Annotated in this window: 21 protein-coding genes and 1 other RNA gene; 7 read left to right on the top strand and 15 right to left on the bottom strand. The window is 32.0% G+C overall.

Annotated features, from left to right (window positions below):
• Window positions 1–18: 18 nt before the first annotated feature.
• The 5 genes from IM744_RS09705 to IM744_RS09685 all read right to left on the bottom strand — a co-directional run bounded on the left by IM744_RS09705 (window position 19) and on the right by IM744_RS09685 (window position 9021).
• The gene (locus IM744_RS09705; RefSeq protein ID WP_194507927.1) at window positions 19–849 is read right to left on the bottom strand and encodes a M48 family metallopeptidase; all 831 of its coding nucleotides are present in this window, start codon (window positions 847–849) and stop codon (window positions 19–21) included.
• A 103-nt stretch (window positions 850–952) separates the two neighbouring features.
• Complete coding sequence (locus IM744_RS09700; protein WP_194507926.1) at window positions 953–3361, bottom strand: glycoside hydrolase family 31 protein; 2409 nt, start codon at window positions 3359–3361, stop codon at window positions 953–955.
• Between the two features lie 174 nt (window positions 3362–3535).
• Complete coding sequence (gene glgB / locus IM744_RS09695; protein WP_194507925.1) at window positions 3536–5446, bottom strand: 1,4-alpha-glucan branching protein GlgB; 1911 nt, start codon at window positions 5444–5446, stop codon at window positions 3536–3538.
• A 3-nt stretch (window positions 5447–5449) separates the two neighbouring features.
• Window positions 5450–7069 carry a maltokinase N-terminal cap-like domain-containing protein gene (locus IM744_RS09690; protein WP_379660169.1) on the bottom strand — a complete coding sequence of 540 codons (1620 nt, stop codon included), beginning with the start codon at window positions 7067–7069 and terminating at the stop codon, window positions 5450–5452.
• A 14-nt stretch (window positions 7070–7083) separates the two neighbouring features.
• Complete coding sequence (locus tag IM744_RS09685) at window positions 7084–9021, bottom strand: alpha-1,4-glucan--maltose-1-phosphate maltosyltransferase (RefSeq protein WP_194507923.1); 1938 nt, start codon at window positions 9019–9021, stop codon at window positions 7084–7086.
• Window positions 9022–9174: 153 nt separating this feature from the next.
• On the opposite strand from IM744_RS09685, the gene msrB reads away from it, so the two are divergent.
• From msrB to lpdA, 3 genes are all read left to right on the top strand, one after another.
• Window positions 9175–9657 carry a peptide-methionine (R)-S-oxide reductase MsrB gene (gene msrB / locus IM744_RS09680; protein ID WP_194507922.1) on the top strand — a complete coding sequence of 161 codons (483 nt, stop codon included), beginning with the start codon at window positions 9175–9177 and terminating at the stop codon, window positions 9655–9657.
• A gap of 103 nt (window positions 9658–9760) precedes the next feature.
• Window positions 9761–10327 (top strand): DUF1572 family protein, encoded by a 567-nt coding sequence (locus IM744_RS09675; RefSeq protein ID WP_194507921.1) that lies wholly within the window; start codon window positions 9761–9763, stop codon window positions 10325–10327.
• A gap of 56 nt (window positions 10328–10383) precedes the next feature.
• A complete protein-coding gene (gene lpdA, locus IM744_RS09670; RefSeq protein WP_194507920.1) occupies window positions 10384–11760 on the top strand; it encodes a dihydrolipoyl dehydrogenase in 1377 nt (458 codons plus the stop codon).
• Between the two features lie 76 nt (window positions 11761–11836).
• Here the strand turns inward: lpdA and IM744_RS09665 are convergent, their stop codons facing one another.
• The 6 genes from IM744_RS09665 to IM744_RS09640 form a co-directional block, all read right to left on the bottom strand.
• The gene (locus tag IM744_RS09665) at window positions 11837–12475 is read right to left on the bottom strand and encodes a porin family protein (RefSeq protein ID WP_194507919.1); all 639 of its coding nucleotides are present in this window, start codon (window positions 12473–12475) and stop codon (window positions 11837–11839) included.
• Window positions 12476–12776: 301 nt separating this feature from the next.
• On the bottom strand, window positions 12777–13262 hold the full coding sequence (locus IM744_RS09660) for a porin family protein (RefSeq protein ID WP_194507918.1): 486 nt from the start codon (window positions 13260–13262) through the stop codon (window positions 12777–12779).
• Between the two features lie 30 nt (window positions 13263–13292).
• On the bottom strand, window positions 13293–13715 hold the full coding sequence (aroQ, locus tag IM744_RS09655) for a type II 3-dehydroquinate dehydratase (RefSeq protein WP_194507917.1): 423 nt from the start codon (window positions 13713–13715) through the stop codon (window positions 13293–13295).
• An 81-nt stretch (window positions 13716–13796) separates the two neighbouring features.
• Entirely contained in the window at window positions 13797–14393 is a 597-nt protein-coding gene (locus IM744_RS09650; protein WP_194507916.1) for an outer membrane beta-barrel protein, read from the bottom strand.
• Between the two features lie 196 nt (window positions 14394–14589).
• On the bottom strand, window positions 14590–15162 hold the full coding sequence (locus IM744_RS09645) for a porin family protein (protein WP_194507915.1): 573 nt from the start codon (window positions 15160–15162) through the stop codon (window positions 14590–14592).
• A 154-nt stretch (window positions 15163–15316) separates the two neighbouring features.
• Complete coding sequence (locus IM744_RS09640; protein ID WP_194507914.1) at window positions 15317–16198, bottom strand: hypothetical protein; 882 nt, start codon at window positions 16196–16198, stop codon at window positions 15317–15319.
• 42 nt (window positions 16199–16240) lie between these two features.
• Between IM744_RS09640 and IM744_RS09635 the strand changes: the two genes are divergently transcribed.
• From IM744_RS09635 to IM744_RS09620, 4 genes are all read left to right on the top strand, one after another.
• Window positions 16241–16579, top strand: coding sequence for a TM2 domain-containing protein (locus tag IM744_RS09635; RefSeq protein WP_194507913.1), 339 nt, complete (start codon window positions 16241–16243; stop codon window positions 16577–16579).
• Between the two features lie 72 nt (window positions 16580–16651).
• Window positions 16652–17560, top strand: a complete 909-nt coding sequence (gene xerA / locus IM744_RS09630) for a site-specific tyrosine recombinase/integron integrase (RefSeq protein ID WP_194507912.1) — start codon at window positions 16652–16654, stop codon at window positions 17558–17560.
• 116 nt (window positions 17561–17676) lie between these two features.
• Window positions 17677–18810 carry a sensor histidine kinase gene (locus tag IM744_RS09625; protein ID WP_241738307.1) on the top strand — a complete coding sequence of 378 codons (1134 nt, stop codon included), beginning with the start codon at window positions 17677–17679 and terminating at the stop codon, window positions 18808–18810.
• A gap of 275 nt (window positions 18811–19085) precedes the next feature.
• Complete coding sequence (locus tag IM744_RS09620; RefSeq protein ID WP_194507911.1) at window positions 19086–20249, top strand: sensor histidine kinase; 1164 nt, start codon at window positions 19086–19088, stop codon at window positions 20247–20249.
• Window positions 20250–20288: 39 nt separating this feature from the next.
• On the opposite strand, the gene rny is transcribed toward IM744_RS09620, so the two are convergent.
• The 4 genes from rny to IM744_RS09600 all read right to left on the bottom strand — a co-directional run bounded on the left by rny (window position 20289) and on the right by IM744_RS09600 (window position 22751).
• The gene (rny, locus tag IM744_RS09615) at window positions 20289–21866 is read right to left on the bottom strand and encodes a ribonuclease Y (protein ID WP_194507910.1); all 1578 of its coding nucleotides are present in this window, start codon (window positions 21864–21866) and stop codon (window positions 20289–20291) included.
• Window positions 21867–21966: 100 nt separating this feature from the next.
• A non-coding RNA gene (ssrS, locus tag IM744_RS09610) (6S RNA) lies at window positions 21967–22097 on the bottom strand.
• Window positions 22098–22151: 54 nt separating this feature from the next.
• A complete protein-coding gene (locus IM744_RS09605; protein WP_194507909.1) occupies window positions 22152–22445 on the bottom strand; it encodes a cell division protein ZapA in 294 nt (97 codons plus the stop codon).
• 15 nt (window positions 22446–22460) lie between these two features.
• Complete coding sequence (locus IM744_RS09600; RefSeq protein ID WP_194507908.1) at window positions 22461–22751, bottom strand: hypothetical protein; 291 nt, start codon at window positions 22749–22751, stop codon at window positions 22461–22463.
• Between the last annotated feature and the right edge of the window lie 14 nt (window positions 22752–22765).

Here is a 22765-nt window from a genome sequence, read left to right as displayed (position 1 = left end):
GCTTTACAAGTGATTCAATTAAAAGTTACCTAAAGGTCTAAATGAATCTACACCGAACTTTTTGGCTTCAGCAACTGCTTTAGGAGCCCATTCCGTAAGATTCTTAATTCTTGTATCATTAGATGGATGTGTACTTAAAAATTCTTGTGGAGCTTCTCCTCCACTATTGGCTTTCATACGTTTCCATAACTCTGCTGCTTCAGCAGGATTATAACCAGCAATTGCCATTAAATACAACCCTATTTCATCAGATTGTGTTTCATGACTTCTACTAAAAGGCAACATCACACCTACCTGACTTCCTACACCATAGGCTTGGTTAAATATATTTCTCGTTTGCTCATCTTTTATGGCCACATTACCTGCAACTGCACCAATTTGTTGTAACATACCAGCACTCATACGTTGCTGTCCGTGATTTGCAAGTGCATGTGCAACCTCGTGTCCCATAATTGCTGCAATACCTGTTTCATTTTGAGCAATTGGTAAAATCCCTGTATAGAAAACTATTTTACCTCCTGGCATACACCAAGCATTAACTGTATTATCGTTTACAAGGTTATATTCCCATTTGTAATCATCTAAATAACCTTGATGACCATTTGCATTTAACCAACGTTCTGCTGCTACAGCAATTCGCTGACCAACTCTCTTTATCATTTCTGCATCAGAAGTTCCTGTAATGACTTTGTTTTCTGTCAAAAACTCATCATACTGTGCAAATGCAGTAGGAAACAACTCTGAATTAGACACCAATGCCAACGTTTTATTTCCTGTAAATGGGTTTGTAGTACAGGATAGAAATAATGCTATGATCCCTACAGCTACAATTTTATTTTTAATATTCATATTTAATCGTTTTTAATGTGTTAGCTAAATTTACAAAATGATTCTATTTACTTTGACACAATACATTATAATTTTGTCACATTTGAAACGAATATAATTTCAATTATAAGGTTCCAATAAGATGTAATTCTGAAAATTCTTTATTGATTATCATTGTTGAAATTCCGTTTGTTTCAATACGTTCTAAAGGAATGACAACGTTATCTACTTGAATTTCAGAAATTTCAAAAGGCAATCCATGAATTTTAATTTCAAAGGTTTCATAACTAGCATCAAATTTTCCTTCTTTATGTTGCTGAATAATTAACTCATTTGGTTTCCCTGTTAGTTTTAAAGTACGCAAACTATAACGTCCTTTTGTATAATCATAACCATCATGAGCATCATCAAACAATTGAGATTTCTCTTTTCCTTCTTTATAATATACGTCTAGCACCACAGTTTCGATCTTTTTCTCTCCTACATATTGTTGTATTGGGTACTTCGGAATGATGGCTCCTTCTTTTACAAAAATTGGCATACTATCTAAATCTGAGTCTACCCACAATTCTCGTCCACCTTTTACAATTTCATCGCTCCAGAAATCATACCAGTTTCCTTTTGGGAAATACATACGTCTTCCTTTTGCATTCTGTTCTAGAATTGGACAAGCTAATATCTGGTTACCAAACACGAACTCATCTGTTCTGTAATGTGTTTGTACATCTTCTTGATCATAAAGCACCAATGAATTTAATATTGGTGTTCCATCTTCAACATATTTCCAAAAGCATGTATATAAATATGGTAAAAGTTGATATCTAATTTCAATAAATTTTCTAACAATATCTGTGACTTCTTTACCAAATGTCCAAGGTTCTTGATCGCCATGATCTCCAGAAGAGTGTACTCTAAAAAACGGATGAAAGATACCTAACTGAATCCAACGCGTAAATAATTCGCCTTGTGGTTGCTCTGCAAATCCTCCAATATCACTTCCTGCAAAACTAAATCCAGACATTGCCATACGTTGTGCTTGTACATTAGCAATCCATAAATGTTCCCAAGTTGCGACGTTATCACCCGTCCAGGTTGACGTATAACGTTGTGTTCCTGAATATGCCGAACGTGTAATTACAAATGGTCGTTTAGGATATGCAAACTTTTTAAGCCCTTGATATGTGGCTCTTGCCATCTGCATTCCGTAGATATTATGTGCTTTTCTATGGCTACAAGGATTCCCATCATAATCGTGACGTACATCATCTGGAAATGTTTTATTAGGAACCTCCATAACAGCAGGTTCATTCATGTCATTCCAAACACCTTTTACACCAATATCTTCTATTAATTCTTTAAATAATCCAGACCACCATTCTCTAACCTCTGGTTTTGTATAATCTGGGAAATAACATTCTCCAGGCCAAACTTTACCTTTCATATATGGACCATCTGCACGTTTACAGAAATAGTCTTTATCTAAAGCTTCTTTAAAAACAGAATATTCATGATCAATTTTAATTCCTGGATCTATGATGGCTACGGTTTTGAATCCGTCGTCTGCTAATTCCTTAACCATACGTTTTGGATCTGGAAAATACTCTTTGTTCCAAGTAAAACAACGGAATCCTTCCATGTAATCAATATCTAAATAAATCGCATCACAAGGTATTTTTAAATCTCTAAACTTAGAGGTGACTTCCTTTACTTTTGACTCCGGATAATAACTCCATTTACATTGGTGAAATCCTAAAGCCCAAAGTGGTGGTAATAGGTGTGGTTTTCCTGTAAGATCAGTATAGCTTTCTACAACTTCGGTCATTTTAGGACCATAGATAAAATAGTAGTTCATCTCACCTCCTTGCGCCCAAAAACTGGTCACGTTACGACGTTCATGAGCAAAATCAAAGAACGATCTAAAAGTGTTATCAAAGAAAATTCCGTAGGCTTTAGAGTTATGTAAGCCTGTGTAAAATGGAATAGATTTATAAATTGGATCTGAATCTTTTCCGTAGGCATAAGAATCTGTTACCCAATTCTCAAAGCGTTTTCCTTTTAAATTTGGGTGACTAGGTTTATCTCCAAGACCATAAAAACTTTCACCATCTTTAGAAACCTTACTCATTTTAACAATGTTTCCACCGTATTGGTAACTTTCCTCCCAATGAAAACCAGTTTCATCTTCACTGATTAAAACATTGTCTACAGCATCATATAATTTAACCCTTAAATTGTCTTTTGAAATGTGACAAATTAATTTATTTGTGGTAATTATATAATCTGTTTTAGATTCTTCTATTTCTAAATGATTGTAACCAGTACTCGCATATTTTGTGATTGCATAAGAAAAATCATTTTCAAAAGTACCAGTTGTTGTATATCTAAATCGTAAGACACTATCACGTAGTACTGTGAGTTGTAGCACTACATTATTTTCTGTTGAAAAATAGAGCGTGTCAACGTCTTTTTTGAAGTTTATTATTTTTGAAGGAACTAAATTTCCTTTATTTTCTAATTCTGTATTTACAATCATAAATCACTTTGTTATATGAAAAACATACAAATAACGGAAAAATTAAGACGTGATAAAGAAATGCAAAAAGTTATTGTTATGAATTGTTAACTATAACGTTTTCGAAGATGTAATTCAATTAAGAAAGGAGTAAAAACCTCTTTAAATCTAATTTAAAGAGGTTTTTAATTTCATTTACTTCCCATACCTAAAAGCAACCATCCCTAAAGGTGGTATATTAATCTCAACTGAGTTATCTCTATAATGATGCGCCACAACTTCAGAAGTTAATGGTTTGTTCTTATATTGATCACTACCAAAATACTTTTTCAAATCACTATTAAAAACTTCTTTTAACTTTCCTTTCTTCGGAACTCCGATACGGTAATTTTCTTTCGGAATTGGTGTCATATTACAAGCTATGATTAAATCATCCTTGTCATCATTTCCTTTTCTTATGTATGTAAATACTGAGTTTTCAGAATCATTGTAGTCGATCCACTCAAAACCTTCCGCAGAAAATTGCTTTTCGTATAATGCTGGTTGTTTTTTATAAAGTGTATTTAAATCTTTTATTAATTCTTGAACTCCTTTGTGTGGTGCATAATCCAGTAAATGCCAATCGAGACTGGTTTCAAAATTCCATTCTCCGCTTTGTCCAAATTCACAACCTTGAAATAATAAGTTTGTTCCAGGATGCGTGAACATATAACTGTATAACAATCTTAAATTAGCAAAACGTTGCCACTCATCTCCTGGCATTCTTCCTAATATTGATTTTTTACCATAAACAACTTCATCATGACTCAAAGGCAACATAAAATTCTCAGTAAATGCATAGGTCATTGAGAAGGTTAAATCGTTTTGGTGAAATTGTCTATAAACCGGTTCTTTTGCAAAATACTGAAGCGTATCGTGCATCCAACCCATCATCCATTTCATACCAAAACCTAAACCTCCCATATATGTTGGTTTTGACACCATTGGAAATGCTGTAGATTCTTCGGCAATAGTTTGTACATCTGGAAATGAGGTATACACTGCCTCATTCATTTCTCTTAAAAATGACATCGCTTCCAAATTTTCACGACCACCAAACATATTTGGTTCCCATTGACCATCTTCTCTACTATAATCTAGAAATAACATAGATGCAACCGCATCAACACGTAAGCCATCTGCATGGTATTGATCTAACCAAAAAATAGCATTACTTATTAAAAAGGATTTAACTTCATTTCTTCCATAGTTAAAAATTAAACTTTTCCAATCATTATGATAGCCTTTTTTAGGATCTGGATGTTCATATAGTGCTGTTCCATCAAATAAACCAAGTCCATGTGCATCTTCTGGAAAATGCGATGGTACCCAATCCAATATAATCCCAATATCGTTTTGATGAAATTTATCAACGAGCAATTTAAATTCTTCAGGATAACCAAATCGTGATGTTGGTGCAAAATAACCTGTGACTTGATAACCCCAAGATGGATCATAAGGAAACTCCATTACTGGCATCAATTCTACGTGCGTAAAATTCATGTCCTTAACATAAGCGACTAATTCGTCTGCCATTTCTACATAAGACATAAAACGACCTTCATCAACCTTCTTTTTCCATGATCCTAAATGAACTTCGTAAACCGAAAATGGTGCGTCTAAAGCATTATTCTTTTTACGCTTTTCCATCCATTTACTATCCTTCCAAGTATAAGGCTCATCCCAAACAATCGATGCTGTTTTAGGATTGTGCTCAGACCGTCTGGCATAAGGATCTGCTTTTTCGGTTTTAATATCGTTGTTGCTACTTTGTATTTTATATTTATAGGTACTGCCTTTTCCTGCTCCTGGGATAAAACCTTCCCAAATTCCGCTAGAATCCCAACGTACATTAAGTTGATGCTCTCCTTCTACCCAAAAATTGAAGTCGCCAATAACAGAAACATGTTTAGCACTTGGTGCCCAAACTGCAAAATAAACGCCTTCTACTCCATCAACGGTTGTGATATGAGATCCAAATTTTTCGTATAAACGATAGTGTTTTCCAGATTTGAAAAGATTGATGTCAAATTCTGTAAAAAGACTGTGTGCAATTACTTCTGCCATAAATTAGTTGTTAATAATATTTGAAATTCCTTTTAGTGGAATTACTGCCCAACGTGGACGTGAATTAAGTTCGTAGCCCAACTCATATACTGCCTTTTCAAGCATTGCATATTTGAGTAAAAAAATACGTTCTTGATTGTAACCTATATTAAGATTAGCTTCTTGTACTTTGGTTATATAAGTCTCTAAAAAGACACATTTTAAATACTGATATAGAACTTCTCCTGCTTCAAACAAATGTTCTTGATTGTATTTATACAAATCCATATTATTAAAAATGGTCGCATAAATTGCATAATGAAACGATCTAAACAAACCAGCAATATCTTTTAAAGGTGGCTGTTTTACTTTACGGTCTCTAATCGTACTTTCTGGTTCACCTTCAAAATCAAGGATATAAAAATCGTCGTCTTTTACTAAGACTTGTCCTAAATGATAATCGCCATGAACACGAATACGCTCGCCTTTTAACTTCCTCCAATCAAAATCTACAAAACGTTTTCTAATGCTATTCTTTTGTTCTAAAAACTCGTTTGCTAATTTTAATGCCAATCCATCAAGTTTGTGTAAACTGTTTTCAATGGTATTTAATCTGTTTTGAAATTGATAGAGCAATCTGTTTTTTAACCAAACTTCATAATCGCCATTAAAATGTGATGGTGTAAATGCTGTGTCTTCAAACTCACTACCTAAAGCAATGTGCATTTCTGCAGTTCGTTTTGCTAAAGTTTGAATTTTGATAAAAACATTCAATCCAACCCAATCAATAATTTGCGCTGGCACATCTTTAATTTCTAGTCTTCCAAAATCTTCTGTTTTAGGTAATTTTGAAATGTCTATTCTTTTATATTCTAAGTTTAAAAAAACCTTGTGAAATTCACCAAGCATATATTCCCATGCATCACCTTGGTTCTCCACCATTTCTTGCATTAAACCAATAGTAACATTAAGATTGTCTGCATCCTTAATTTGAACACTTCCTAAATATACTGGTGTATTTTTAAAATCTTTTTTCTCAGATAAGAAACGACTCATTTCGTAATCCGGATTACGATCTGAATAAATTCTTCTAAAAAATTTCAACACATATTTCTCATTATATACAATGGATGTATTACTTTGTTCCAATCCCATGTGACGTGATGACTCATAACAGCAATCTTTAAACAATTCGCTTTTATGATAACGTACACGAGTTTTATCTTTTGGAACTGCGGTTAAAATGCGTTCAAAAACGACTTTTCTAAACGCTTCAAGATTAATGGCATCAATAATAAAACCTTCTTGATTCTGAATACTTATTGGTAGAATTCTATCGTTTTTTGCAAAATTCTCATCAGATACAAATGCTATTGGTAAAAAATAATGTTGATAGAAAGCTTCAGTGAAATTGACTTCTAATATCAATCCGTAATAGACTTCGCCATCTTTTTGGATTCTAAAAGATTCTGCAAGTTCAATATATTTTAGCTTGCTTGCTTTGCCACCATACCAACGTTGTTTAATAATATAATCTTCAAGAACATCAGACAAAAATACTTTTATAAACTCTTTATTTTGTAAGAGTTCTTCCCACTTATCATCAAAATTATAAGGTGATTGTAAAGCTATTTTTTTTGCCATTTTTTGTGTCATGATTATTTATTAACCTTAAAAATATGAAACGGAAGTGCTGGATGGAGCTCTACATAATTCCATTCGCTATACCAGTTATAACTACTTGCTGTTATCAAATCCTGAACTTGTACACGATGTCCTGCGCTAATTCCTAAATCTGCCAAAGGCAATTGTACATTTCCTTGTTGCGCATAGTATTGATCTAAACTAATAATGATTAATAGCTCATTAGTCCTGTCATCATTCCATTTATAAAACGCAATAATATTATCATTCTCAATATTCAAAAACTTAATATTATTAGTTTGTTGCAATGCTTCATTTTCATGACGAATCGCATTTATTTTAGAAATCAATAATGTCAACTTACTAACCTTGAACCAATCATAATGTTTTACTTCAAATTTTTCAGACATGTAATATTCCTCTTTTCCAGGAATAGCATCATCTATCATTTGCTCAAAAACAGGACCGTAAATCCCAATACTAGAACTCATTGTTGCTGCCAAAGCATAGCGTTGTAAATACTTAGCTTCGTTAGCGCCTTGTAAATGATACGGATTAATATCTGGTGTGTTAGGCCAGAAATTTGGCTGCATGTATTCGCGTTGATCAGTTTGTGTTAATTCGGTCAAATATTCTATAAATTCTTGTTTAGAATTACGCCAAGTAAAATACGTGTATGATTGTGTATAACCTTGCTTAGCCAATTGCTGCATCACTTTTGGTCTTGTAAATGCTTCTGCTAAGAATATAACGTCTGGATGTTTTTGTTTTACTTCGGAAATGAGCCAATTCCAGAAATAGTAAGGCTTTGTATGAGGATTATCTACTCTAAAAACATTAACTCCACAATCTACCCAATAAAGCATCGTGTCTAAACATTCCTTCCAAAGGTTTTTATAGTCTTTACTTTCCCAATAAATAGGAAGAATATCTTGATATTTTTTTGGTGGATTCTCAGCATATTGTACCGTTCCATCTGGTCTCCATTTAAACCAATCTGGATGAGAATCTACCCAAGGATGATCTGGTGCTGCTTGCAACGCATAATCCATTGCAATTTCAATATTATGTTTTTTAGCTTCTTTTATTAATTTTTTAAAATCTGCTACAGATCCTAATTGCGGATGCAAATCTTTATGACCTCCATTTTTTGAGCCAATTCCCCAAGCAGAACCAACGTCACCATCTTTAGCTTCGGTTGTGTTATTTTTTCCTTTTCTATTTACTTCTCCAATAGGGTGAACTGGTGGAAAATACAACGTATCAAATCCCATTTGTTTTATTCTTGGCAACAAACGTTCACAATCTGAGAATGTTCCGTGTTGTCCTTCTACTTCAGAAGCTGATCTTGGGAAAAACTCATACCAAGTGCTAAATCTCGCTTTCTTTCTATCTACATAAACTTGAAGTTCTTTAGATTCATTTGCCAAAAACTTTTCTGGGTATTTCACAAAAATAGTATGAAGCTTAGAACTCATTGCTTCTTTTATAGCATCGTTATATTTTTTTTCGTCTTTAAAACAATCGATACAGTACTTTAAATACTCTTTTTCTTCTTTTGTTGCCTTTTTTAATAATGGTTCTAAAAAAGTAACTCCTTCAAGTAGTTCTGATTTTACATGTTGGTTATCGTCAATTTTACGATCAATACCATGTTGCCAGTTAAGCGCATAATCTACCCAACCTTGTACTTTATAACTATAAAACCCTTGCTTTTCAACTATAAAAGAAGCTTTCCACTCGTCGTTGCCAACTTCATGCATTCTAACTTCATTCCATTTCTTAGATTTTTCGTGTTTAAATAAAACGGATACTGCAATGACATCATGACCATCTACGAGAACATGTGCATCTACATTTACTATTTCATTTATAACTCTTTTGATAAAAAATTCTCCGCAGTTAATTTGAGGTGAAACTGCATCAATAACGACACGCTTTTGATTTTGCATTTTTGTTGGTTAAATAGATGTTTAGATTGTGAATTTAATAAAATTAGCAGCAACTTACATTAATATATACTGAAATTTATAATTATAACGTTTTCGTAAGTATTGGTTTTCTTGTTCGACAAAATAAAAAAGAAAAAAACTTATTTTTAAAGTATGAAAAAGATATTATTAGTAATTACACTTGGCTTATTTTTTAGTTGTAATTCTTCAGCACAAAAAAAAGAAACTAAAACACAAAATGAATTTCCAGTTAGCAAAACAGATGCCGAATGGAAAAAAGAATTATCAAGTGAAGCCTATTATGTGTTACGCCAAGAAGGAACAGAACGTCCTTTTTCTAGTGAGCTAAATAACGAAAAACGTAAAGGCACATTTCATTGCGTAGCATGCAATACTCCTTTATTTAAAAGTGAACATAAATTTGATTCTGGGACAGGATGGCCAAGTTTTGATAGAATAATTGAAGGTAATGTCGCTTTTGGATCTGACAACAAATTAGGCTACAGCAGAGATGAAGAGCATTGCGCAACTTGTGGTGGACATCTAGGACATGTTTTTAATGATGGACCTAGAAACACTACTGGTAAACGTCATTGTATAAATGGTGATGCCTTAGTATTTGTTCCTGCAGAATAAATCACAATCCCAAAACATTTTAATAGCGATATAATTTCTATCTATAATAATTTATAGTTTCATAGATCTTGTATCGCTATTTTTATAGTATAAATTTAAACACATGGAAAACTCATATCTCACTAGTGTTATTAAACAATTTGAATACTATAAAAGTCTTGGCGACAAAACAATTGCTCAATTATCAATTGAAGAACTCCAACATGAATTTGCAATCCCAATAGCTATCGGGACAAATTCTATTCCCATAATAATCAAACATATTGTTGGCAATATGCTAAGTCGGTGGACTAATTTTTTAACCGAAGATGGTGAAAAAGAATGGAGACATCGCGACAATGAATTTGAAGACACCTTTAAAAACAAAGAAGAACTATTAAATTATTGGAACAGAGGTTGGGATTGTTTATTTGAAGCCATTAGACCTTTATCCTCAAAAGATTTAGAGTGTATCATTTTCATTAGAAATCAAGGTCACACAGTTACTGAGGCGATAAATCGTCAACTAGCACATTATTCTTATCATATTGGACAGCTCGTTTTTCTTGGAAAATTAACCAAAGGAAAACAATGGGAATCACTCTCAATCCCTAAAGGGCAATCCACAACTTACAACACTAAAAAATTTAGTAAAGAAAAAGGTCGTAGACATTTTACAGATGACCTTTAATATTACAATTTGGTTTTGTATCTTCGTTTCCTTAAAATTATGACAAAAAAAAACTCATGAGTAAATACGATATTATAGTACTTGGTAGTGGTCCTGGAGGCTACGTAACAGCAATTAGAGCATCTCAATTAGGTTTTAAAACTGCAATTGTAGAAAAAGAAAACTTAGGTGGTGTTTGTTTAAATTGGGGTTGTATACCTACTAAAGCATTACTTAAATCTGCACAAGTTTTTGAATACTTAAAGCATGCAGATGATTATGGACTTTCTGTTAAAGAATATGACAAAGATTTTACTGCAGTAGTAAAACGTAGTCGTGGTGTTGCAGATGGCATGAGTAATGGTGTTAAGTTTTTGATGAAGAAAAACAAAATTGACGTTATTGAAGGCTTCGGAACACTTAAAACAGGTAAAAAAATTGAAGTAGACGGTAAAGATTACAGTGCAGATCATATCATTATTGCTACAGGATCTCGCTCTCGTGAGTTACCTAGTTTACCACAAGATGGTAAAAAAGTAATTGGATACAGACAAGCCATGACCTTAGAGAAACAACCTAAGAAAATGATTATTGTTGGTTCTGGTGCTATTGGTGTTGAGTTCGCTTATTTCTATAACTCGATGGGAACAGATGTTACTGTCGTAGAATATTTACCAAGAATAGTTCCTGTAGAAGATGAAGATGTATCTAAGCAATTAGAACGTTCTTTCAAGAAAAGCGGAATTAAAGTGATGACTTCTTCGGAAGTTACTCATGTGGATACCTCAGGAAAAGGTGTTAAAGCAACAGTAAAAACAAGTAAAGGCGAAGAAGTTCTTGAAGCAGACATCGTATTATCTGCTGTAGGTATCAAATCTAATATCGAAAATATTGGTTTAGAAGATGTTGGTATCGCTGTAGATAGAGATAAAATATTAGTAAACGATTACTACCAAACAAATATTCCTGGTTACTACGCTATTGGTGATGTAACTCCAGGTCAAGCATTAGCACACGTTGCTTCTGCCGAAGGTATTTTATGTGTAGAAAAAATTGCAGGACAACATGTTGAAGCTCTTGACTACGGAAATGTGCCAGGCTGTACATATTGTTCTCCAGAAATTGCAAGTGTTGGCTTGACAGAAAAACAAGCAAAGGACCAAGGTATCGACATTAAGGTCGGTAAATTCCCGTTCTCAGCATCAGGAAAAGCAAGTGCTAGTGGAGCAAAAGATGGTTTCGTTAAAGTAATCTTTGATGCTAAATATGGCGAATGGTTAGGTTGCCATATGATTGGAGCTGGTGTAACAGATATGATTGCAGAAGCTGTTTTAGGTCGTAAACTTGAAACAACTGGTCATGAAGTATTAAAAGCGATACACCCTCACCCAACGATGAGTGAAGCGGTTATGGAAGCTGTTGCTGCTGCTTATGATGAAGTGATTCATTTGTAGAGTAACTTGATATAAAAACAAAAAAAGTTCCAGATTTATCTGGAACTTTTTAGTTTAAATTAATATGTTATTCAGTTTAAAACATAAAACCAATACCAAATTGCCATACGTTATTTTTGGCATCAACATTTTCTAAAACAGTGTCTTCTTTAAAAATATTAGTCAGTCCTAAAGTATAACGAGCGTTTACAAAAAAACCTCCATCAAATTTATAAGACGAACCTAAAGCTAAGCTAGTATCAAAATTTTTCACATAAGAATCATCTCTATTGATATCTAAATCTCCTCCATCTGAATTAGGTTGAAAATCAATTTCTTCATTTATTTTGAAACCAAATTGTGGTCCTGCTTCAACACTCAAACCTTTTACCAAATATGCTTTAATTAATAATGGCACTTGGATGTAATCCAATTGGTATTCTATATTATCATCTGTATCAAAAACATTATCTTGATCTTGTTCTTTTAAATCAAATCCTTGACCAGAGTAGAGCAACTCAGGTTGAAATGAAATCCTTTCTGAAAGCGGAATTTCGGCAACTAAACCTACATTAAAACTGGTTCTTGATTTATTGTCACCAATATCATCTCCATTAATATTTGAAAAGTTAACTCCTCCTTTTGCTCCTACTTGGACTGCCTTAGAATCTGACTGTGCATTTAAAGTAAATAATGTAAAAAAAGTTGCTGTTGTAATTAAGATTATTTTTTTCATTTTTAAATATTTATTTGGGTTAATACAGCGAAATTAATGGCTGTAATTGTCATTTTTAAATACTTAACAGTGATTTAACGAAGTTTAATTTTTGCCTTAAATTTTATACTATAACTGAGAATAATTGATGTTCTTTTTCAATAAAAACATTAACTCTTTAAATTATAAATAACTATATTTTGGTAATAAATTAAAATATTTGGGTGATTAGAATTAGAAGAAAAAGTGAGGTTAGATAAACCTAATATGTATTCAAAAAAATAATTGTTTATCACTTTAAAAAAAACAATAATAAGTAGACTTAAAATTTATAACCTGTTCCTATAAACAATCCATTTGGAGCCACTTCAGTAAAGCCGACCACAAATTTCATATGGACATCTAAAGCATTTGTTATATTGTATGATGTAGCAATATCTCCTCTTACTTTAAACTTATTGGTAAAGAAGTCAAAAAAGTAGTTGAGACTTGGTCCTGCCATGAAGCTCAATTTATCAGATAGTTGAAACTTAGCATAAATTGGTGCGTTTAAAAATTTGAAATCGCTTAATTGAATGTATAATAGTTCTGGTTGAAGAGAAACATTTTCATCTATTTCAAAAGCTGCGGAGACACCTCCATAAAAGCCAGTTTCGGTTTGGATGGTGTTTCCAAATTGTGCTTCAGGCACTTTAAAAAATGTGAGGTTTAGACCTCCTTTAATTCCGAAGTCAACATTAGATTGTGCGGTACATTTCAGAATTAAAAAGAAGAAAAACAAACTAAAAAGTGTCATCACATATTTCATAATGTATTTTTATTGTAGTAATCTTAATGATTAATTATCCAAAAAACTTTGAATTGCCAACTCATAACTCTGCAAACCAAAACCTAAAATAACTCCTTTAGCATTTGGCGAGATAAAAGATTGGTGCCTAAACTCCTCACGAGAGAACGTATTAGAAATATGAACTTCAACTACTGGAGTTGTAATCGCTTTTACAGCATCACCAATACCAATTGACGTATGTGTATAAGCTGCAGCATTGAGAATAATCCCGTCGTATTTAAAGCCAACCTCTTGAATTTTATCAATTAGCTCTCCTTCTATATTAGATTGAAAATGCTCTAGCGAAACGTTTGGAATTTTTTTGATGGTTTGGTCAAAGAACTCTGTGAACGTTAAATTTCCGTAGATATTAGTTTCACGCTTACCTAAGAGGTTTAGGTTTGGACCGTTAATGATGATAAGTTTCTTCATATAGTAAAGATATTAAAATTTGGTCATAAAAAAACCGAAGCGATTAGGCTTCGGTTTTTAAAATTTTATGAATTCTAGTAATTAGAATTTGTATACAATACCAAAATTGATATCAGTTAAATCTAAACCAAAGCTAAAAGTATCTGTAGATTCAGCCCCATCAATATCATCTTCATTTGTAGCATAGTTTAATACACCAAAACTAGCTTCTAATGCAAAACAATCTGACACGAAATAGCTAATACCTGGTGCTAAACCAATATTAAAGCCATCGTTTTTTAACTCATTTGGTCCTTGTTCTAATTTTGAAGTTTCATAGTTTGCTCCTAATTCACCAAAAATAGAAAATTGTTTAGCTGGAGTAAAGTAGTAACGTCCAAATACACCTGCTTCAAACATGTTTCCTTTTAAATCTTCGAAACCTGGCTCTTCTAATTTTGATGTTGTAACTCCTAAAGCAACTCCTACAGCAATGTTTTCTGATACAAAGTAACCCGCTTTTGGAGAAAAGTTAAATGAATTTGTTTTTAAATCGCCTTCAGATTCAGAACCAAAAGCAATAGATCCTGTTGCAAAAATATCTCCTTCTGCAAAACCAAAAGCAGGTGCTTCATCTTGAGCGTTTACATTTGATAATCCGAAAACTGCAACTGCAGCAATAAATAATAATTTTTTCATAATAATAAAGTTTAATTAATTTGAGATTTACGTTTTATAATTGGTCGGCAAAACTATATCTTAATTTAATACCTCACAAGAAAAATAACATGTTTTTAACACACTTAATCGTCAATATCATGTCGTTCAACGATTTAATCCATAAAAAAAGGAAACCTAGCGGTTTCCTTTTTAATTATTTAAGTATTACTTCTTCTTAGTTAAAGAAATATCCTACAGATATTTGAAATACGTTGTTTTGGAATGAAAAATCATCAGAATCTTCTGCGTCATTAACATTAGACAAACCTAAGTTATAGCGAAGTCCAAAATTTAATCCAGTATCCATTCTATAACTAGCACCTAAACCAACACCAAAGTCGATACCATTAGTCTCATCTTTAACATCTACATCTTCTCCTCCTCCTTCTGACTTAGCTGAAGCTAAAATACCTATTTGTGGTCCAGCTTCAATAGAAAAACCTTCAGCTACCATATACTTAGCCATTAAAGGAATACTAATGTAATCTAATTTTAGTTCTCCATCACCTTCGTCAGCTTTTGCTCCAACAGAAGAATACAGTAATTCAGGTTGAAAAGCAAATTTCTCAGAAATACTAATTTCTGCCATACCACCAACATGAAATGATGTTCTAGATTTCACATCTTCATAGTCACCTCCGAAAGTAGAAAAGTTAACACCAGCTTTCGCTCCAAATTTAACTTCTTGAGCATTTACGCTCGATAATCCAAAAACTGCAACTGCAGCTAATAACATTAATTTTTTCATAATAAAAAGTTTTAAAATTGATTAATACAAACTAAAGACTTTTTTTTGAGACTATCAACAAATTCACAAATGTTATTAACAATTTTACAAACAAAAACACATAAACCACTGATTTAGTCTTTTTTAAAATAAAAGTTATTAACAATTAGAGGCCTTATTGTGTTTTTTGAAGTATATGTATTTGAGTGAATTGATTTTTTTCAAGATTAGTCATTGCCTTGATTGCATTGATCCCATCATGTATTTCTATGACTGCAGTATTTGTAGATATTGTACCAACACCATCAGCAATGACTTCAATTATTGTTTTTTTTGATGTAAGAGGTATTTCAACGGTTTTAACTTCTTTAGAAATAGTATGTCGTCTAAGTACAATCTCACCATTAACTTTAATAGAGATGATATCTCCATCCTCTTGTCCGCCATCATATATAAGTAAGGACACTGCTTTACTATTAGAAAACACGCTGGTAATTTGAGATTTCTTCAAAATATTGATATTGAGTTTATCTAAAACTTTTAAATCTGTTGCTTTTTGTTTAATACTATCTGGAACACGATTAGAATTATTAATTTTTTTCGTCATCTTTTCCATACGCTTTTCTACATTTTCTGCAGAATTGAGAAATAACTCTCCACTAATACATTCTTCGCCATCAGAAAATTCACCTTTAAAGTCACCTTTAAAATATTTAGTTTTACCTGGTTTAAAATAAGTTGGCTCAAAATGCACAAAGCAAAAATCGTCATGAATCACATCAGATTTAGTATATATAATATCATATTCATTAAACGACAACTCTCTTGTAGAAGGATTATATGACCCTCTTAATTTAGACTTGGTTTCATGGTCTCCACCAAAATCTGTTATAGAATAGCCTTCTACTTGATCATAATTTATATCAAATTTGACTTTATAAGTTATAATAGCAGAATCGTTTAATTTAATAGCTCCAATATATTCATTTGCCTCCTGTGCAGTGACCTGAATGCTTGCTATAAAAATAAAGAGTATTCTTACAATGTAATTTCGCATATTATTTCCTATTATTGTTAGACAAACTTAAACCAATATTATATGAAATTTAAATTTTTACTTTCGTTTTTGTTCTTTTTTGGGGCAATCACTTTGAGTCATGCATCATTTCCTGTAAAAAGAACTGTTGCAACAACGACTACGTTATCTGACAATATATCTAGCGATGTAGGATCAGACGAGTTTTATTCTCCAGCAGCTAAAGCTAGTGATGATAAAGTGGTTGGAATTCTTTTATGGGTATTTTTGTGGCCTTTTGCTGCTCACAGATGGTATTATGGAAAACCAATTGGTTGGAACATTTTATTCATCCTTACTTTTGGAGGATTAGGTGTCTGGGCAATTGTTGATTTAGTAAATATTATTACAGATAATTTCTAATAGATATTCCTTATTTAAAATAAATTTAAAACCATTCTTACTAGTTTAGAATGGTTTTTTACTTTTATAGTTATGAAATGGCAAAACGCGTTAAACGATTATAAATATTACCTCAAAATAGAAAGAGGCTTATCTAATAACTCTATTTTAAATTATGAATTAGATGTAGAAAAGCTCATCAACTATCTTGATACTAATAATAGTATCATTTCCCCAATAAATATTGATTACGAGCAAGTACAGGCTTTTATATATGATGCTTCAAAACAATTAAATTCTAGATCTCAATCACGTTTAATCTCTGGTTTACGTAGCTTTTTTAACTATTTGGTTTTTGAAGATTACCGTAAAACTAATCCGTTAGACCAAATAGAATCTCCAAAAATTGGTAGAAAACTACCAGACACATTATCTATAGACGACATTGATAACCTTATAAATGCCATTGACTTGTCTAAAGAATATAATGGCGTAAAAATTGGCGAACGTAATAGGACCATATTAGAAACACTTTACAGTTGTGGTCTTCGGGTTAGTGAACTTACTAATTTAAAGATATCAGATTTATTTTTTGATGAAGGATTCATAAAAGTCACTGGAAAAGGTGACAAACAACGTTTTGTACCAATTGGTACGAATACTCAAAAATATATACTCATTTGGAAAGATATAAGAACTCATATCAACGTACATCCAGAACACAAAGACACCCTTTTTCTTAATAATAGAGGTAAACAATTAACAAGAGCAATGATTTTTACAATCATAAAAGACCTCGCTAAAGCAATTAATTTAAATAAAATTATTTCCCCTCATACCTTTAGACATTCTTTTGCAACTCATCTTTTAGAAAATGGTGCAGATCTAAGAGCCATACAACTCATGCTCGGCCATGAAAGTATTACTACTACAGAAATTTATATGCATGTGGATAGATCACATTTAAAAGATGCATTAATGGAGTTTCACCCAAGGCGTTAGAAAAATCTTATAAAACTTGTATCTTTAAAGCTTATTTAGTACATTTAATCTTACTAATATCAATGCATTAACCAAGAATTGAAGTCCCTAACGAAATTCTTTAATACATATTATATATGAATTATTTAAAGATGGGATTTCATAGTGCTTCAAAAAAAGAAGACGTTACAGAAGGTTATAAATCTAAACTTGCATTAGAATATTCTAGTATTGGAGTATGGGAATATAATGCCGAAAAAAATCAAGTTCATTTTTCTGAAGGTTCAAGACAAATTATAGGAGTTACAAATCCCGACTTTGGAAAAAATCCACAAGATTGGAATGACCGTGTTCATCCAGATGACAAAATACAGTATTTTAAAGATTTTCAAGACCATCTCAACGGTCATAAAACCATGTATGAAAACGTACATAGGGTAAAGTGTGAAAACGGTAGGTATAAATGGATACGAGATAGAGGGAAAATTGTAGAATGGACAAATGATGATAAACCCAAACGAATCATTGGTACTCACACAGACATCACAAAACTTAAAAACAATGAAACACAAATTAACAACGCTTTAACCATTGCTTCAGAACAAAATAATAGACTCAAAAATTTTGCACACATAGTAACACATAACCTTAAACAACATACAGGTAATTTAGAAAGTCTTTTAGAATTTTATCAAGAAGAAGAAGATGAAACAGAAAAGAACGACATCTTTAAACACATGCTCACACTATCTAACTCTTTAAGTAAAACCATAAGTGATTTAAACAAAATAGTATGTGTTCAAAACAATAAAAATAAACGATTAGAAAAAATTAATATTTCTAAAGAAGTTGATCGTATTTTAAATTCGTTAGATTTTGTTATCAAAAAATCTAATGCAACAATAAAAAATAACGTCAATGAAAAATTATTTATAACGTACAATAAATCTTATTTTGAAAGCATTGTTCAAAACCTGCTAACAAATGCAATTAAATACAAACATCCTGATAGAGATCCGGTTATAAATATAGACAGCATATTTGATCATAAAACGATAGAATTGAGTGTTTCAGATAATGGTTCTGGAATTGACCTAAATAAATTTGGAAACGATATTTTTGGACTCTACAAGACTTTTCATCCCAATATGGAATCAGAAGGTGTTGGTCTCTATCTTATAAAAAATCAAATAGAAAGCTTTAATGGCAAAATTAAAGTAGAAAGTGAATTAGGTAAAGGCACAACCTTTAAAATTATTGCAACGAATTAAGACTTAATAGTAAGACTTTCTCTACTATTCTTTTCTTCGGAAAAATTGCCTATGAACACCCACTACTCTATTCATAAAAACCTCATGTTTTTATTTTTTTCAGAATAAATCAAATGTTATTTACGTTTATACCACAACACTTTAATTTTTGAAACTTATTGAGTCACAATGCATTTTAGTTTTTCTTATTAATTAGCAGAATAAAAGCAAAAATAAAATTGATAAAAAAGTGACAATTTCGTATAATAAGTGTCTTATAAAAAAAGCCCTACAAAATGTTCTGGAAAAGACAAAAAGCCACAACTCAAAATACCATTGAAAACACAAAATCTATTGAGGATAAAAGATGGCAAATAGCACTAGAAAATACTAATGTCGGTCTTTGGGATTATGACGCAATACGTAATCAAGTTTATTACTCTAAACAGTCAAAAAAAATATTAGGATTCGAAGAAAATGAACTAACAAACTCTGCAACCGAATGGAATCGTAGAGTACATCCTGAAGATTCTGAAACCTATTTTAAAGATTTCAATGCACATATTAATGGGTCATTAGATATTTATGAAAATGAACATCGCATTTTATGTAAAGATGGAACCTATAAATGGATTCTTGATAAAGGCAAAGTTATTGAGAGAAATGCAAAAGGTAAACCAACCCGTATCATTGGTACACATACTGATATTAGTTATAGAAAGAAAAAAGAAGAACAGTCTGAACGCTATCTTGAACTCATAACAAGTCAAAATGAAAGATTGCATAATTTCACTCATATTGTATCGCATAATCTTAAGACTCACATAGGTAATTTTGAAAACATCCTTGAGTTTCTTGATGAACCAAATTCCGAAGAAGAAAAATTACAACTATTCCAGCATTTAAAGACAATTTCTAAAGCGTTATCAACGACAATAGTCGATTTAGATGATATTATAAGTATAAAAACTAAATCCAATTCTAATGATCTTAATGAGCGTGTTAATATTTATAATTGTGCAGAAAAGGTTATAAATGGTCTAGAAATGGATATCGCTCATAATGACATAGCAATTTATAATTCGATAAGAAAAGATGACTTTATTAGCGTAAACAGATCTTATTTGGAGAGTATTCTCCATAATTTGATTACAAATGGGATTAAATACAAATCTAATAATCGTAATTCTAAAATTATCTTACAGTCTGTCCACACTAAAAATGAACTTAAAATTCTAGTTGGAGATAATGGTATAGGAATAGATACCAATAAATATAAGAACAAAATTTTTGAAATTTATCAAACATTTCATGGTACTAAAAGGGACGATTCTAGAGGCGTAGGATTACATATCACTAAAACTCAAATGGAGACTCTTGGAGGAACAATTGAAGTAGAAAGCAAATTGGGCGAAGGCTCTACATTTATACTCACCTTTCAAAAACAAAAGCACTCTTAAAAAGAGTGCTTTTATATTCAATATATTTTTCTTCGGAAATTATTTAGCAATATTCACTGCTCTAGTTTCTCTAATCACAGTAACTTTTACTTGTCCTGGATATGTCATATCTGTTTGGATCTTTTGAGAAATCTCAAACGATAAATTAGCAGCTTGCTCATCAGATACTTTTTCACTTTCAACCATCACACGTAATTCTCTACCTGCTTGGATAGCATACGCTTTATTTACACCAGGAAAACCAAATGCTACTTCTTCAAGATCTTTAAGACGTTGTATGTAAGAATCTAAAACTTGACGTCTTGCTCCTGGTCTTGCTCCAGATATTGCATCACAAACCTGAACAATTGGTGCTAATAGCGTTGTCATTTCTATTTCGTCGTGGTGAGCTCCAATAGCATTACAAACTTCTGGTTTTTCACCATGTTTCTCTGCCCATTGCATCCCAAGGATAGCGTGTGGAGTTTCCATATCTGCTTCAGATGATGGTACTTTACCAATATCATGTAAAAGACCTGCTCGTTTTGCCAGCTTAGGATTTAAACCTAATTCAGCAGCCATAACACCACAAAGTTTAGCTACTTCACGTGAGTGTTGTAGTAAATTTTGTCCGTAAGACGAACGATATTTCATACGTCCAATCATTTTAATCAATTCTGGATGTAGACCATGAATTCCTAAATCGATTACAGTACGCTTACCAACTTCTACAATTTCTTGCTCAATTTGCTTTTGTGTTTTCTGTACAATTTCTTCAATACGTGCTGGATGTATTCTTCCATCGGTAACCAATTTATGTAAAGATAAACGTGCAATTTCTCGCCTTACAGAATCAAAACAAGATAAAATAATTGCTTCTGGAGTATCATCAACAATAATTTCTACACCAGTTGCAGCTTCAATAGCACGAATATTTCGACCTTCACGACCAATGATTCGTCCTTTAACATCATCAGATTCTATATTAAAAACAGAAACACAATTATCTATTGCTTCTTCTGTACCAATACGTTGAATAGTACTTATGATAATCTTCTTAGCGTCTTGTTGTGCTGTTAACTTAGCTTCTTCCATTGTATTTTGGATATAGCTCATCGCATCTGTTTTAGCTTCACTTTTTAAAGACTCAACTAATTGTGATTTAGCATCTTCTGCAGACAACCCAGAGATCACTTCTAATTGCTTAATTTGACTCTTGTGCGCTTTCTCTACCTCTTCTTTTTTCTTTTCTAAAAATTCTAAGCGAAAATCATAATCTTTTATTTTGTCATCTAAAGATTGGTTAGATTTTTTATTTTGCGCTAATTCACTAGATACTTGAGACTCTTTATCTCTAGTACGTTTTTCAGCTTCAGCCATTTTTTTGTCACGAGACAAAATCACTTTTTCGTGCTCTGCTTTTAATTCTAAAAATTTCTCTTTAGCTTGGAGCATCTTATCTTTTTTGATAGACTCTCCATCATTTTTTGCTTGTTTTAAAATTGAATTTGCTTCGTTTTGAGCATTTTCTATAAGCTTTGACGCATTGTTTTTTTCTAATGATTTGGCAATTATGTATCCTATTACTAGGCCAAGCACAACGCCTCCAACAATCATTAAAATTGTATTCATATCCATGTTTAGTTAGTTTTAATTAGTGGTAATATCAATTTATTTTTGAGCTATAAAACCCAAAAATTATGGCATAAAAAAGCCTACACTAGTTCTGGTTTTGTATAAACTCCTTAAAAAACAAGTTTAGGGCTAACAAGCTGATCAAAAATCTGCTTTGAAATTAAATAAATTTAATTCCTGGCAGCACGATTTTACAACTTAGACTCACCCTTTTTAAAGAATTGATCGTTGAGTTTATCAAAAAATATCACTAATGTAGGCAGTAACCTATTATTTATTTAAAAGAACTTAAGCACTTAAATGTTTTTGAAGTAACTGATCTAAAGCATTAAGCTTATCTTCAATATCTTCACTAACATTGGCTTTATCTATTGTTTTCTGTTCTACTTGAGATGCAAATTGTAAAGCGCACATTGCTAAAACGTCTTGCTTATCTCTCACAGAATAGTTTTGCTCAAATTGAGTTATCATGGCTTCTATCTTTTTAGCTGCTTTACGTAAACCTTCTTCTTGACTCGGTGCAATAGTTAAAGGATATACTCTGTTAGCTATAGATAGCTTTATTTTAAGCTGGTCTGCCATTAAATTTGATTCACATTATTCAGATAATTGAGCAATACAATGATCAATGTCTCTTATTAATGTATTTATTTTGAGCTTTGTTTCTCGATTATTTTCGTCACTGCCTAGTAATGAATTTGCCATTTTTAGAGCTTCATATTTTTCAACCCAAGAACTTAATTCTTCTTGTTGTTGAATATTTTTCTGCTGCTGCATTGCTAATTCTTCAGAAATCTTGGCATTTGTTTGCTTTAAAACTTCAAGTTTATGCAAAACCTTGCTTATTTTATTCTCTAAAGAATCTACAACATCTTCAATTTTACTCATTTACAAAATTCAAT

Source organism: Psychroserpens luteus (assembly GCF_015319355.1).
Classification (GTDB): Bacteria; Bacteroidota; Bacteroidia; order Flavobacteriales; family Flavobacteriaceae; genus Psychroserpens; species Psychroserpens luteus.
This window is presented reverse-complemented; position numbering and strand designations above follow the sequence as displayed.

Coding starts and splice junctions, on each gene's coding strand:
- IM744_RS09705 (WP_194507927.1), bottom strand. CDS start 849: ATGAATATTAAAAATAAAATTGTAGCTGTAGGGATCATAGCATTATTT.
- IM744_RS09700 (WP_194507926.1), bottom strand. CDS start 3,361: ATGATTGTAAATACAGAATTAGAAAATAAAGGAAATTTAGTTCCTTCA.
- glgB (WP_194507925.1), bottom strand. CDS start 5,446: ATGGCAGAAGTAATTGCACACAGTCTTTTTACAGAATTTGACATCAAT.
- IM744_RS09690 (WP_379660169.1), bottom strand. CDS start 7,069: ATGGCAAAAAAAATAGCTTTACAATCACCTTATAATTTTGATGATAAG.
- IM744_RS09685 (WP_194507923.1), bottom strand. CDS start 9,021: ATGCAAAATCAAAAGCGTGTCGTTATTGATGCAGTTTCACCTCAAATT.
- msrB (WP_194507922.1), top strand. CDS start 9,175: ATGAAAAAGATATTATTAGTAATTACACTTGGCTTATTTTTTAGTTGT.
- IM744_RS09675 (WP_194507921.1), top strand. CDS start 9,761: ATGGAAAACTCATATCTCACTAGTGTTATTAAACAATTTGAATACTAT.
- lpdA (WP_194507920.1), top strand. CDS start 10,384: ATGAGTAAATACGATATTATAGTACTTGGTAGTGGTCCTGGAGGCTAC.
- IM744_RS09665 (WP_194507919.1), bottom strand. CDS start 12,475: ATGAAAAAAATAATCTTAATTACAACAGCAACTTTTTTTACATTATTT.
- IM744_RS09660 (WP_194507918.1), bottom strand. CDS start 13,262: ATGAAATATGTGATGACACTTTTTAGTTTGTTTTTCTTCTTTTTAATT.
- aroQ (WP_194507917.1), bottom strand. CDS start 13,715: ATGAAGAAACTTATCATCATTAACGGTCCAAACCTAAACCTCTTAGGT.
- IM744_RS09650 (WP_194507916.1), bottom strand. CDS start 14,393: ATGAAAAAATTATTATTTATTGCTGCAGTTGCAGTTTTCGGATTATCA.
- IM744_RS09645 (WP_194507915.1), bottom strand. CDS start 15,162: ATGAAAAAATTAATGTTATTAGCTGCAGTTGCAGTTTTTGGATTATCG.
- IM744_RS09640 (WP_194507914.1), bottom strand. CDS start 16,198: ATGCGAAATTACATTGTAAGAATACTCTTTATTTTTATAGCAAGCATT.
- IM744_RS09635 (WP_194507913.1), top strand. CDS start 16,241: ATGAAATTTAAATTTTTACTTTCGTTTTTGTTCTTTTTTGGGGCAATC.
- xerA (WP_194507912.1), top strand. CDS start 16,652: ATGAAATGGCAAAACGCGTTAAACGATTATAAATATTACCTCAAAATA.
- IM744_RS09625 (WP_241738307.1), top strand. CDS start 17,677: ATGAATTATTTAAAGATGGGATTTCATAGTGCTTCAAAAAAAGAAGAC.
- IM744_RS09620 (WP_194507911.1), top strand. CDS start 19,086: ATGTTCTGGAAAAGACAAAAAGCCACAACTCAAAATACCATTGAAAAC.
- rny (WP_194507910.1), bottom strand. CDS start 21,866: ATGGATATGAATACAATTTTAATGATTGTTGGAGGCGTTGTGCTTGGC.
- IM744_RS09605 (WP_194507909.1), bottom strand. CDS start 22,445: ATGGCAGACCAGCTTAAAATAAAGCTATCTATAGCTAACAGAGTATAT.
- IM744_RS09600 (WP_194507908.1), bottom strand. CDS start 22,751: ATGAGTAAAATTGAAGATGTTGTAGATTCTTTAGAGAATAAAATAAGC.